This is a genomic window from Sphingobium sp. CECT 9361, assembly GCF_918741285.1.
Lineage (GTDB): Bacteria > Pseudomonadota > Alphaproteobacteria > Sphingomonadales > Sphingomonadaceae > Sphingobium.
In genome coordinates this window covers 1-12,264 of record NZ_CAKKNC010000049.1, presented here as the reverse complement: position 1 = coordinate 12,264, position 12,264 = coordinate 1, and the positions used below count along the sequence as shown (strand labels likewise).

At 58.6% G+C, this 12,264-nt stretch carries 18 protein-coding genes and 1 pseudogene; 15 read left to right on the top strand and 4 right to left on the bottom strand.

Going from position 1 to position 12,264, the window contains the following annotated elements:
* A pseudogene (locus tag LQ220_RS24380) lies at positions 1–310 on the bottom strand (type IV secretory system conjugative DNA transfer family protein); the annotation flags it as partial.
* A gap of 192 nt (positions 311–502) precedes the next feature.
* On the opposite strand from LQ220_RS24380, the gene LQ220_RS24375 reads away from it, so the two are divergent.
* Complete coding sequence (locus LQ220_RS24375; RefSeq protein ID WP_230190569.1) at positions 503–1,024, top strand: hypothetical protein; 522 nt, start codon at positions 503–505, stop codon at positions 1,022–1,024.
* A 33-nt stretch (positions 1,025–1,057) separates the two neighbouring features.
* Here LQ220_RS24375 and LQ220_RS24370 read toward each other — a convergent pair whose 3' ends face one another.
* Positions 1,058–1,360: a hypothetical protein gene (locus tag LQ220_RS24370; RefSeq protein WP_230190568.1), complete on the bottom strand. Its 303-nt coding sequence runs from the start codon at positions 1,358–1,360 to the stop codon at positions 1,058–1,060.
* Between the two features lie 91 nt (positions 1,361–1,451).
* Between LQ220_RS24370 and mobQ the strand changes: the two genes are divergently transcribed.
* From mobQ to LQ220_RS24305, 13 genes are all read left to right on the top strand, one after another.
* Complete coding sequence (mobQ, locus tag LQ220_RS24365) at positions 1,452–2,609, top strand: MobQ family relaxase (protein ID WP_230190567.1); 1,158 nt, start codon at positions 1,452–1,454, stop codon at positions 2,607–2,609.
* On the top strand, positions 2,606–3,112 hold the full coding sequence (locus LQ220_RS24360) for a hypothetical protein (protein ID WP_230190566.1): 507 nt from the start codon (positions 2,606–2,608) through the stop codon (positions 3,110–3,112). Before mobQ ends, LQ220_RS24360 begins: the two co-directional genes overlap by 4 nt.
* Before the next feature lie 118 nt (positions 3,113–3,230).
* On the top strand, positions 3,231–3,506 hold the full coding sequence (locus LQ220_RS24355) for a type II toxin-antitoxin system RelE/ParE family toxin (protein WP_230190570.1): 276 nt from the start codon (positions 3,231–3,233) through the stop codon (positions 3,504–3,506).
* 120 nt (positions 3,507–3,626) lie between these two features.
* Positions 3,627–3,935, top strand: coding sequence for a HigA family addiction module antitoxin (locus LQ220_RS24350; RefSeq protein ID WP_230190565.1), 309 nt, complete (start codon positions 3,627–3,629; stop codon positions 3,933–3,935).
* Between the two features lie 127 nt (positions 3,936–4,062).
* Positions 4,063–4,686 (top strand): hypothetical protein, encoded by a 624-nt coding sequence (locus tag LQ220_RS24345; protein ID WP_230190564.1) that lies wholly within the window; start codon positions 4,063–4,065, stop codon positions 4,684–4,686.
* 291 nt (positions 4,687–4,977) lie between these two features.
* Complete coding sequence (locus LQ220_RS24340) at positions 4,978–5,421, top strand: globin domain-containing protein (RefSeq protein ID WP_230190563.1); 444 nt, start codon at positions 4,978–4,980, stop codon at positions 5,419–5,421.
* Entirely contained in the window at positions 5,418–5,828 is a 411-nt protein-coding gene (locus tag LQ220_RS24335) for a DUF1971 domain-containing protein (protein ID WP_354958625.1), read from the top strand. The genes LQ220_RS24340 and LQ220_RS24335 overlap by 4 nt, the downstream gene beginning before the upstream one ends.
* A gap of 253 nt (positions 5,829–6,081) precedes the next feature.
* On the top strand, positions 6,082–6,264 hold the full coding sequence (locus tag LQ220_RS24330; protein WP_230190562.1) for a hypothetical protein: 183 nt from the start codon (positions 6,082–6,084) through the stop codon (positions 6,262–6,264).
* Between the two features lie 114 nt (positions 6,265–6,378).
* Positions 6,379–6,927, top strand: coding sequence for a recombinase family protein (locus tag LQ220_RS24325; RefSeq protein ID WP_230190561.1), 549 nt, complete (start codon positions 6,379–6,381; stop codon positions 6,925–6,927).
* A gap of 122 nt (positions 6,928–7,049) precedes the next feature.
* Entirely contained in the window at positions 7,050–7,442 is a 393-nt protein-coding gene (locus LQ220_RS24320; RefSeq protein ID WP_230190560.1) for a helix-turn-helix transcriptional regulator, read from the top strand.
* A gap of 16 nt (positions 7,443–7,458) precedes the next feature.
* Positions 7,459–7,932 carry a hypothetical protein gene (locus LQ220_RS24315; RefSeq protein ID WP_230190559.1) on the top strand — a complete coding sequence of 158 codons (474 nt, stop codon included), beginning with the start codon at positions 7,459–7,461 and terminating at the stop codon, positions 7,930–7,932.
* A 79-nt stretch (positions 7,933–8,011) separates the two neighbouring features.
* On the top strand, positions 8,012–8,665 hold the full coding sequence (parA, locus tag LQ220_RS24310; RefSeq protein ID WP_230190558.1) for a ParA family partition ATPase: 654 nt from the start codon (positions 8,012–8,014) through the stop codon (positions 8,663–8,665).
* Positions 8,662–8,952, top strand: a complete 291-nt coding sequence (locus LQ220_RS24305) for a ribbon-helix-helix domain-containing protein (protein WP_230190557.1) — start codon at positions 8,662–8,664, stop codon at positions 8,950–8,952. Before parA ends, LQ220_RS24305 begins: the two co-directional genes overlap by 4 nt.
* A gap of 40 nt (positions 8,953–8,992) precedes the next feature.
* Here the strand turns inward: LQ220_RS24305 and LQ220_RS24300 are convergent, their stop codons facing one another.
* On the bottom strand, positions 8,993–10,051 hold the full coding sequence (locus LQ220_RS24300; RefSeq protein ID WP_230190556.1) for a replication initiator protein A: 1,059 nt from the start codon (positions 10,049–10,051) through the stop codon (positions 8,993–8,995).
* A gap of 432 nt (positions 10,052–10,483) precedes the next feature.
* On the opposite strand from LQ220_RS24300, the gene LQ220_RS24295 reads away from it, so the two are divergent.
* Complete coding sequence (locus tag LQ220_RS24295) at positions 10,484–10,885, top strand: winged helix-turn-helix domain-containing protein (RefSeq protein WP_230190555.1); 402 nt, start codon at positions 10,484–10,486, stop codon at positions 10,883–10,885.
* A gap of 3 nt (positions 10,886–10,888) precedes the next feature.
* On the opposite strand, the gene LQ220_RS24290 is transcribed toward LQ220_RS24295, so the two are convergent.
* Positions 10,889–12,264: type IV secretory system conjugative DNA transfer family protein (locus LQ220_RS24290; RefSeq protein ID WP_230190554.1), on the bottom strand; the 1,376-nt coding region annotated here is incomplete at its 5' end.

Genomic DNA, 12,264 nt, shown 5'->3' with positions numbered 1-12,264 from the left:
GGAGCAGCTTGCCGGATTTGGCCGATCGACCGATGAGCAGATCGCCGTCGCCGGATTCCAGGCCGCGCACATCGTCACGCGATCCGAAGCGGGCCGAGCCGAGCAGTTCGTTGCGACCGGCCCGGCTGTTGATCCGCCAGACCGCGACCATCACCAGGGCGAACGCGCCCCAGGCGATGACGCTGGCGAGAACTTCCGGCAGCAGCTTGCCGACCAGATATTGCACGACCAGGCACACGACAAATGCGCCGACGATCGCGCGAACCCATCCTATCCCCCGATCGCCCCCGACCAGTGGGCCTGCCATCATTCCTTCTCCTGCAATGTGCCCACCAGTTTAATCCGATAACGCCCAACGTCCATTTTTTCAGATATTACCGTAGCATAAGCCAAATGGGTAGGTGTTCTAGGCTACGACATGCGTGGTACTCAGATAATATAATTTGCATTCTGCGCTAAAATCCTGCTTAGGACTGGCAGGTATTCAGCGAGGATTCGAATTATGACAACAGCCTGCCTTTCCGTTTTGACTGCACGAGGTTTTGACCGCCTTCTTGAAGAAGGTGGCTCCCAGGCATGGCGTTTGAAGCCAGAAAATGCCGAAAAACTGGCATATTGCGTCTGTGTGCAGAACCAGAACAACGGCCATTGGGGGGCGGCCGATCAGCCCCACCATCATGCTTTTATGGTCGGAAGGATCAAATCCATCGTTCCTTCGCCGGAGGGACGCCCCGGAAGATATTTAGTGGTATTCTCGGAATATGCGCGGATCGACGTTGCGAACGCTTGGCCAGGGCTTCGCAATCCGATCCGCTATGCAACCTTGGAGGATTTCGGGATCACCGATCCCGAAGCGCTTGATTGGCAGCCTATGCCCCAGCCTAAGGCGGGGGGGCAGGGCGCGCACTCCGAAGACGAGGAAAAGGACGGCTTCGGCCCCCTGACCATCGCCGAAGCCAAGGCGGGGCTGGCCTTGGGATTGGGTGTTCCTGAAAGCGCGATCGAAATATCGGTTAAGTTCTAACCGCGCATGTAGCTCAATCGGTGTTGAGATTTATCAGGCTCCGGGAGAAGCCTTCTCCCGGAGCCGCTTGAGCAGAGGGGCCATCAACGCATGGTCGCGCTCACGGGTCAGGAACATCGGAAGTTCGCGTTGCAGCAGGGGCGCGAGCTGGCGACCGGTGGGCGTATCCTCGTCTAGGTGGTGGAGGATGAACGCGCCAAGCATGATGCGTTCGCGGGTTTCGGCCTTGCGACGTTCGGTCGAGACGCGCGCCTCAAGCGCCTTTCGGCGTTCGCGCAACTTGCGCTCATCCTCGCGCATTTTCTCAAGGCGCTCTTCAACGGGTGTCCGTGCCATGCCGTCCTCCTATGGCAATTCGCTATAGCAAGCGGAACGCCATGAGGCTACCTTATGAAGATAAGGGCACGCTTATACATTGGTTCCCAATGTGCGTGGTCCTAGTGGGGGCGTTGCCCCCGCCGGACGGCTCCCCCTTAAGTGCAGTAAGGCAGAAGGGCGCGGCGTCGTGGCGATCTACCATTGTTCGGTCAAAGTCATCTCGCGGGCCACCGGGCGCAGCGCGGTCGCCGCCGCCGCCTATCGGTCGGGCGAGCGGCTGACCGACGAGCGCCTGGGCAAATGCCACGACTACACGCGCAAATCTGACATCGAGCTGTGCTCGATCATGGCCCCCGATCGCACGCCCGACTGGATGCTCGATCGCGCCAGCCTGTGGAACGGCGTCGAGGCGGCCGAGCGGCGCAAGGACGCGCAGCTTGCCCGCGAAGTGGAAATCTCCCTTCCGCGTGAGCTGGACGCGGAGGGGCGGCGCGCCCTGGTCGAGACCTATGTGCGCGAGCAGTTCGTGTCCCAGGGCATGATTGCGGACGTGTCGCTGCACCGGGGGCATTCGGCGGACGGGCAGGAGCAGCCGCACGCGCATGTCATGCTGACCATGCGCGATCTGACCGGCGAGGGGTTCGGGAAGAAGAACCGGGACTGGAACGCGGCGGAGCGGCTTGAGGGCTGGCGTTCGGCCTGGGCGGACCATGCCAACCAGGCGCTGGAGCGGGCCGGGTGCGATGAGCGCATCGACCATCGGTCGCTCAAGGATCAGCGCGAGGCGGCGCGGACACGTGGTGACGCGGAGGGGCAAGAGGATCTAGGCCGGGAGCCATTGGGCAAGGTGCCGCGGTCGGCGGTGGCGATGGAGCGCAAGGGCAGGACCACCGATCGCGGCGACGAACAGCGCGGGGTGCAGGCGCGCAACCGGGAGCGGCGCGAGCTGACGCAGCAGCTTCGCGAACTCAGCGCCAGGATCGCGGACACCATGCGCGGCCTGGGCGACAAGGCCAAAGATATGGCGCAGGGGCTGCGCGATCGTCTCAGCGCGGCATGGGGTAGCCAGGACCAGGCAGACGATCGCGGCGCGGCTGAGCGGATCGCGGAGGCGACGGCGCAGCGTGTGGAGCGGGATAAGGCCACCCCGGAGCCGGGCAGCGCCGCCGAACGCATCGCATCGCGCATGGGTAGCAAGGGCGGGTCGGATCACGACCAGGCCGAGCGCGATCGGGAGCGCATCAGGGATAAGGACCGCGAACGATGAGCGACGACAGCGACGATCCGGTGATGCAGTTGCTGGCAACCCAGCGGGCCGTGCTTGCGGCAGTGGAGAATCTGGCGGGCCAGGTCGAGGCGATGCAGTCCAAGGTGGACGCCATGAGCGGTGTGCTGGCCCAGCTCGTCGCCGGCAGTGCCGGTGCGGCAGTGGCTGGCGGAGCCGATCGTGTCCCGACGATAGGGGATCGGTTCAGGACTGCGACGGCTGAGGAAGTCGCGTGCGACCCGGCGCTTTATGCGGCCTACACCCATTATGCCGTAGCCCAGGTGATCGCCAAGAACCTCCACCGGGACAATCCTATCCTGGCAGAACAGGAAGCGGTGCGGGCGCGGGACTGGATTGCGGATCAGCTCGACCAGGGGCGGCAGTTCGACATGGCGAAGACCAAGCGCCGCGAGGATGGCGTGGCTCATGCCGTTATTGAGCCGATCCACGAAGAGATGTTTCCGGGGCGCGTCAGGACTCAGCGGCACGACCGGGAGCGGTAGCGTCCTTCCCGTAGAGGATCGACGGGCGTCAGCGATGGGGGCATCGGCATGAGCATCTGTTTCGAGTGCATGTAAGGTTTTACTTGACATATGTCAGGAAATGCCTTACAATGTGTCTATGATCAAGACATACACCAGCAAGGCACTCGAAGCCTTCGCCACCGAGGGAGATGGCTCAAAACTTCCCGTCCAAAACCATAATCGTGTCCGGCGCATCCTGCTCGCGCTGGATGCCGCGACAAAGCCCGAGGACATGCACCTTCCAGGCTATCGGTTTCACGGGCTGAACACCAAGCCCAAACGCTATGCGGTTGATGCTAGCGGCAACTATCGGATCACATGGGCTTGGGACGATGGCGATGCGATCGACGTGGACATTGAGGACTATCACTAGAAATTTCTGTTTCTGAAAACTGTCAGTTATCACTTGACATGTAAGTCATTAGTTTACACATAGGGCTTATACAGAAACATGATGACAGTCCGGGCATGACGCCATTCGGACAGGAGATAGATGATGAACAAGCTCGTATCCGGCCTTGCCCCGATGCACCCTGGAGAGCTGTTCCGCGAGGACATTCTGCCTGCGTTGAACAAGCCCAAGGCGGAGATCGCTAGGCTGCTCGAGGTTTCGCGGCAGACCCTCTACGACATCCTTGCTGAGAAGCAGGATGTCACCCCGACTATGGCGCTCCGCGTCGGCAAGCTCACCGGCACCACGCCGGAGATGTGGGTGAACATGCAGCGTAACTATGATTTGCGCGTGCAGGCTGTGAAGGACGCAGACATACTCGCTCGGATTCCGACGCTCCAAGCGGCCTGACCTGCAATCCTGCAGGGGTGTTTTGACGGAAATTTCTCATTCACTAGCCCAGCAGACGTAAGCTAAGCTAGCATGAGGGGGAATTACGCGAATGCTATATCGCTTTGTGCATCTTAGAGTTTTGACAGTGGCCAGCGCAGCGATGTTCGCCAGTCCGGCTCTCTCACAGCCTGCGGATGTAACAATCCTAGGGCTTACTTTTGGTCAGCCTCTCCCGTTTTCAGAGTGCCAACCGGGACCACTCGCTGAGAAATGGCTGAAAAATCCCCGCAAATATCAATATGAATCTCCGTATGCGTTTCCGACTAGCGCGCCCTGTTACGAGCGCTTGCAGCAGCCATTCCAGCGCACCCCGATTGGAGATGAGACGCTCACCGTGAAATATCCACTGAGCATCAAGCTTGCTCTGACCTCAAAGCGGTATTTTACTGTAAAGACCATAGCCGGAAAACTAAGCGGCATTTATATGGTTCACGAAGGTATATCAGTTCAATCCCAAAACCTTCAGGCCTTAAAGGCGAAGTTTGGGAATCCTTCAGAGTCTCAAGATACAACTTGGCAAAATAATTTTGGCGCAGGCTATACGGCGACAGACGCAGTGTGGAAACTTCCGATCGGACTTACTATTCTATATATTTCTAGAATGGAGCGTTCGGATCAGATAGGCCAGTTCTTGATGTATTCAACGGAGCAAGGCAAGCGGGACGATGTTAGCGACGGAAAGCCCAAGCCAGTCACCCAAGGCCTATAGCGACATGTTTACGAACGGCGCTTAATTCGAGGCGGGGTTGCTCAGGTATCTTCGAATGGGCCACCACTCCGCGCCCGATATGAAAATAAGGCTATCGGACCGGCTTGGCCGTTTTGATGCACAAATCAAAACTTTTGCATCAGCCCGAGCCAGAGAAATCCAGGCATTTGAAGCTGGGCCCGGTAGAGCTGAGGGCGTGGCGGCCATCCGGGCATGGCATGGCCGAGGACGTTGTTCTATATGTCCTAAAAGATGCCAAGTGCATCACCTGAGCTAGCAGAGGAGACGTGTATGCCGGAGCCCTTATCGCCAGAGACCATCACTATCATTAAGTCGACGGCTCCCGCTCTCCAGAAGCACGGCGTAGAGATCACGACCCGCATGTACGAACGGCTTTTTGTCGATCCTGAGATCAAAGCACTATTCGACATGGCGGCCCAGGAATCCGGCGATCAGCCTAAACGGCTTGCTGCCGCGATCCTCGCCTTTGCACAGAATGCCGATAAGCTCGATGCATTGAAGCCGGCGATCGAGCGTATCGCTGCCCGCCACGTCGCTACCCACATCAAACCAGAGCATTATCCCGCCGTCGCGGACGCTCTGCTACCGGCGATCAAAGACGTCCTTGGAGACGCTGTGGATGATACTGTGCTGAATGCATGGGGCGAAGCGTACTGGTTCCTCGCCGAGGTTCTGAAGGACCGTGAAACCATCCTCTACGCCGAGGAGGCGTGACAAGCGAAAGCAGGCCATCAGAGAGCCCTGCCGAACTTCCTGAAGGACTGGAGCCTTATCGACAAACTGACGTGTTTACGGAGACCTCGCTTCCAGCGGGCCTCCGTAAGGACCATTGTACGAAGCCAGGGGTATGGGGATTGATACAGGTGGCGGAGGGCCGATTGCGCTACTGCGTAACCGACCTCCGCCGAGTGGGGATCGACCTGGTCCTGACGCCTGAGAGCCGACCAGGTGTGGTGGAGCCTACGATCCTCCATCATGTAGTGCCGCTCGGCACCGTTCGGTTTCATGTTCAGTTCTACCGTCAGATTCCCGAAGCCGCGCCGCTATGTCGGTATGAAGAACTGGCAACACGGGAAAACCGGCTGCGCGGCAATACCGCTGGGACAGAGCCGCAAGATTAGTCGATCAGGCAGCGAGTGCAGCTCCGTCACCGCCGCGCCCGTCTCGCTTCGGATGCCGATAATCAAATGAGCGTCAAATGTGCATCAGATTTTTGCATCACGGTGAGGCGCAGATTTCTGCGCTTTCTGGTTTGATGCAAAAGTTGTGATTTTTGTATCAGACCGGAGAGTCGCCCTTCGCGAATAGACCATCATTCACTGACGATTTACCCAACCCGCTTATCATCACGGTTCGACACGAGAGGAGCGACACATGGGCTACACAAAGGAAGAATGGGCACAGTTCGCGGAGAACCGTCAGCGAGAGGCCGATGAAGATTGTGATGGCGGCAACGATTTTGGAGGATCAGGCGAAGTCTGCATAAACTGCGGCGCGCCTGTTGGTAGTGATGGGCAGATCGGTGAGGAAGCTGCCATCTGCGGAGCTTGCGACTGAAAACATCCCGGACGTGGCCGGAAAGAACGAACAGTCAAAACTTTTGCATCAGATCGAAACCCGAGGGAAACCAGCCTCTTCCCTGATGCAAAAATCTGATGCACGATTCCGCGCATGATCTACGGCTATGCGCGCGTCTCAACCACCGGCCAGGACTTGGCCCAGCAACTCGCCCAGCTCACAGCCGCCGGGTGCGTGAAAATCTACCGTGAGAAGATCAGCGGCGCGACGGCTGAGCGGCCCCAGCTCAAGCGCGCGATCGGCGCGCTGGACGATGGCGACGTTCTGATGGTGACGGCGACCGACCGTCTTGCCCGCAATACCCGCGACCTGTTGAACATTCTCCACGCGGTGAAGGAAGCCGGGGCTGGTTTCCGTTCGCTGGCCGAGCCGATGGTGGATACGACCTCGCAATTTGCCGAGGTGATTATCGCGGTGCTGGGGATCGCGGCGAGCTGGGAACGGGAGCGGATCACCGAGCGCACCGCCGCAGGGCGTGTCCAGGCAAGGGCGCGTGGCGTCAAATTCGGGCGTAGGACGGCCCTGACCTCACATCAGCAGGCAGAGGCGCTGGATAGGCTCGCTGCCGGTGACACGCAGCGCACCGTCGCCGCGCTGTTCAATGTCAGCCAGGCAACCATATCGCGCCTCGTCGGGCGCTAGGGCAGAGCGCGGCCTATCATTAAAAGATCATAAATAACCTACAGTGAATGATAGTTGACAACAGTGTAGAAAAGTCCTACATCGTCCCCATGCCCGGATTGGCTGGGTGGAAGGAACGCTCGATGGCTACTTTTGACCCTACCAAATACCAGCAGTCTCCAAACGGGCCACTGACCCCGCAGACGATAGAACGCCTTGTGGCGATCAAGGAACGCAGCGGGATGGCCTATGCCGCTCTGGGTGGCAAACTTGGTATCAGTGGCACATTTCTGCATAATCTGATGAACAAGAGTACAAACATTGGTACTCAGCACATTGAGCGGATCGCGACGGCCATCGATGCCCTCGAAAATCCAGATCAGGTTGCCGAGGTGCCCGCAAATGAGGCGGGTATGCTCCAGCACAGCTTCCATCTCCGCCCCGGTCTTCAGGTTACGATCGAGCTGCCAGACAATCTGACCGACCGTGAAGCCGACCGATTGGCCCGGTTTGTCCAATCTCTTCCCGTCGCCTGAGCAGAAAGGGAGTATCATGACCGATAATGCCGTCGCACGCGCTATGAAGACGATCGAAGGATGTGTTGACCCGAAGAGTCTCCGGAAAATTGCTGCCAATGCCCGCCAGAAAGGGGAGCTGGCCGTTGCCCACGCGGCTGATCTACGTCTTTATGAAATTCTTCCATCGGAAGCACCTGGCACATTCGAGCATGACGTTTGGCGAAGCATCCATGCATTGGAGGGCACGCTTACGAGTGAACGTGAGAAGACGACGCGGTTAGGGCGGACACGTCCAAAGATTGCCCGAGTGGGTGAGGTAGAGACGATCAAGGATCTAATCATGGGTGCGAAGCCGTCGGAGGGCTTTTTCATGCTTATAGAGCGCCAGATGGCCGATTTTACCTTCGAGGCCGTCGCCCTGAGACATCCTGACAGGTTTGATGATGCGGTGTTAGATGCCGCAGCGGCGCGGCTGCGATCGGTAGGAATCGAGGTCGATCGACCTTAAACTCGCGTCCCCTTGACCATTCTAATGAATTAGCGCCTTATGGCCACATGCAAACATGTGAACATGTAAGGGAGCGCACATGCCAACAATTGCTATAATCAGTCAGAAAGGCGGAGCGGGGAAAACCACCCTCGCCCTTCACCTGGCAGCCGCTGCCGAGGATGCGGGCCATACCGCCCTAGTGATTGACCTCGACCCGCAGGCGACGGCCAGCCAATGGGCGGCATGGCGAAAAGATGCCCCGCCAGTGGTGATCGACAGCGCCCCCCCTCGCCTTGCCGCCAAGATCGAGCAAGCCACGACCCAGGGCGCGAACTTTATCGTGATCGATACCCCGCCCCATGCCGACAGTGCCGCCAGTGCCGCCGTTGAAGCCGCCGACTTGGTTCTAATCCCCTGCCGACCGAGCGCCTTCGATCTTGCTGCCGTGCAAACAACGGCCAGCCTGGTGAAGATGCGCGGCAAGCCCGCTTTTGTTATCTTCACCGCAGGCAGCCCAACTGCCCCGCGCATGTATGATGAAGCCGCCCAGGTAGTGCAAGGCTACGGCCTTGAAGCTTGTCCCCATATCATTGCTGACCGAGCCGCGTTTCGTCACGCAGCCGCTGAGGGCAAGACCGCCATGGAAATCGAACCTAATGGCAAAGCCGCCGAGGAAGTGCGGGAACTTTACAGGTGGGCATGTCAGCATGTAAACATGCAAGCATCTAAGAAACGGAGGAACGCCGCATGAGCCGCAAAGGATCACTGCTCGCGCTTCGCGACCGCGAACCTGCACCAACACCCGAACCACCAAGCAAGGCGGCGATTTCGGCAGCGGCCACCAGCACCAGCACAACCACCAGCCTGACCGCGCCGAGCCGTCAGGGCAAGAAAGCCATGACGGGCTATTTCAGCCCCGAAATGTCGTTCGCCATGCACATGACCGCCCGCAAGAACGGCATGAGCCTACAGGACGCAATGGGCGAGGCGTTCAACGACTGGCTCCGTAAGATGGGGGAAAGCCCTGTAGGCAAGTGAACATGCAAACATGTGGTCATGTTTGCATGTAAGGCAAGAGTTAACGTAGCGGATTCCGCTCGTGCCGTTTCTTGCACCAGCCCAGGAATGCCGCATCGGGGTTTTTCAGCTCTTGCCTTCCTTTGTCGTCCCAGAATGCCAGGTAATCCGCCTTGAGCGCATATACGTCATAGCCAGGTGCAACCGATCTGGCGCGTTCTAGCGCAGCGTTTGAGATCATCGGAAACAGCGTCGTTTGAGGCAGAGCGGACTTGGCCGAGCGCGGGGTGAAGGTGACTTGATCCCCGTCCTCGTTGAGGTGGATCGAGTAATCCGGGAAGTGGCCATGCAGCACGTCCTGCTCAACGATGACTTTGAGCAGCCGCTTGAATTCCTTGGCGGTCGATTGTGATCCGCACTTCTTTTGGATCGTATCGAGGCCAAACTTGACGGGCTTCCCAGGCCATCCGCAATGCTTGCGGGCGATTTCATACAGGCGGCGTTCCAGAGGCTTCCGCAGCCGGAAATAGCGACGATTGAGAGTCAGCACTTCCTTTGCACGAATGGCATTGAACACCCAATCGGACAGCTTCACTTCCACATCGATCATGCGACCGTCGAAACTTTCGCGGATGATCGAGGCTCGATCTACCAGGCTGAAAACGTCCCATTGGGCTTGCCCGCCCGTGATGATATTCGTTTCTATCTGTGTGCCTTGCAGCCGTTTGAACGCGGCCTTGAGCTGTTCGTAACCTCGTCCGTCAGTGCCGCGATTGGTTGCCACGAGCAGATCGTAGGCCTTGAAGCGGACGACCTGGCTAACCTTCTGCCCTTTGTTGAGAGCGGCCATAATCTGGCTAATGCAATAGATCAGCACATCGCGATCATGGACGGTTGCGAGGCCGTTGGGGGAAGGAGACACGCGCAGGATCGCGTTGCCGTGTTCATAGGCCCGCTTGGTGAAATCGGGCTTTGTGGACACGCTGAAAATCGGATGCTCCATCGCGGCCATGTCGGCCTTGGGCGCAGCGTCGAATATGTCGCACACAAAGAAATCCTGCTGCGGATAGCGATCCGGCAGCAGGGGGGAGCGGTCCTCTTGATTCGTGTTTTCACCCACCAGCCAAAGCTATCGTGTTTTCACCCACCGAGGCAACGAATATCGTGCTTTCACACACCAATGGCTGTGCATAAGCATCGTTTTTTGATTGTGTTATCACCCACCAAACTTCGTGCTTTCACACACCAGTTATCGTGTTATCACCCACCGAGCACCTACGTAAACACTTGAAAAATATTCGATAAATCACATTTTTTCAGGCCGTAACACTGAATCTAACACATAATAACACCTAGGCAGAAAGCATATAGAATTGGCCTTCCGGCCAATACGTCTTTGATGCGTGACGGCTTCGCCGTCACAGGGCGACCTACGGTCGCGGGCTTTCCAGGGGGAAGTGGGGGTGAACGTTGCGCCAAATGGCTTCGTTGTTCCGCTGGGGCGGTCAGCCGACCTTATAAAGACATGGAGTGTTGACAATAAAAAAGAGATATGTTGCCATATTTTATCTGGTGTTTTCCAGTTAATACTATGGAAAAGGATATTTATATTATGTTTGAGTCAAACGGTAGTGAAGATGTTCTGACTCCAATCCTATCTTTTCTTTCGAGTCGTTCAGAAGCGAGCGCTAGGGAAATCAAAGTCGGTGTTTGTAAGAAGCTAAATCTATTCGCTGGAGATAGAATGTCCCTGAGTGGCAGGGAAAATGAGCCTAAAATCTACAATACAATCCAAAATGCTCTGCGGCCAAATCAAAAGGACTTTATCGAGCGCGTTCGCCGCGATGCCTATCGGATCACCCCAAAAGGTCGAGAATGGCTCATGACGCATGAGGTCGCGGTTGATGAAATGACGAGGTGGCTCAACGATAATTACCCAGGAGCCTTTGATTGACGCTCAGCCGGGATCGGCCAGCCCTGCAAACTCGCGCTGATCGTAATATCGGATCTTCTCCACGATCAACGGGGCCTGCCCCTGGAGCATCAGCAATTGGTCGGTGGGCGGCATCCGCATGATTTCGTCGGGGTTCATGAGGTTGCGGGCGCTGATATGGGTGCTGGCCGATTGGGTGAGCTTGGCCCCGCCGATCCTGCTGCCCTGGGAATAGCCCGCCGTCTGATATTCGAGGGTTTCCTGGCCCAGCGTCTTCGACAGCAATTCGGCAGTGGCGAGGTCGTTCACCCCGAACGCCTGAAACACCCCGGCATTCGACATGAAGGTGCCCGCGCGCTCGCCATAGAGGGCGCGCAACTGGTGCATGTCCTGCAAGATCGGCCAGAGTTGCAACCCGTATCCCGCCATCAGGCCCATGGCGCGCTCGACAGGTTCCAGCCTGCCCAGGGCGGCAAACTCATCGAGCAGGAACAGGACGGGCCGCGCCGGTTTGACCGGCGAGCGCGCCATGTCGGTGAGCGCTTGGGCGACCAGTAGCCGTAGCCAGCGGGCATAAGCGTCGAGCCGGTCAGGGGGTAGACACAGAAACACCGTGGAAACCCCCTCTTTCAACCCGGCAAAGGTGAAGTCCGACGCAGCCATGCTGGCGACGATCCGGGGGCTGTCGAGAAAATGGGTATGGCGCTGGGCCGACGACAACACACCTGCGGCCTCGCGATCGGACTTGCCGAGCTGGCGGTTGGCGGCGCGGGCGATCAGGCCACCGGCGCCGCGGCTGTCCTGCATGAGGGTGAGCAGATCGGCGAACCCCTTGGGGGCGAGCGTCAGATAATCCCGCACCGTCGCCAGGGTGCGATGCTCGCGGTCCTCATGGACGACGGCATAGAGGATCAGCCCGGCGATCAGCGCCTTGGCTTCCTCGTTCCAATGGGCCTCGCCACCTTGCCCCGCTGGATCATGCACCAGGGCGTCGGCGAGCGTCATTGCATCTTCGGCTAGATCGAGGCTGGCAGGGTCGAGCCGATCGAGCGGATTGTAGCGGGCAGGGGGTTGCCCGGACACCTCGAACGGGTCGAGGCACCAGACCTTGCCCTTGGTGGCGCGCGCCCTGGCAGTGACGCGGGCATTCTCGCCCTTGGGGTCGATGCAGATCACCGAGCGGTCGAGGGTCAGCAGATTGGGAATGATGGTGCCGACACCCTTGCCGCTGCGGGTCGGGGCCATCGTCAGCAGGTGGGCAGGCCCACCGTAGCGGAGCAGCTTGCCGGATTTGGCCGATCGACCGATGAGCAGATCGCCGTCGCCGGATTCCAGGCCGCGCACATCGTCACGCGATCCGAAGCGGGCCGAGCCGAGCAGTTCGTTGCGACCGGCCCGGC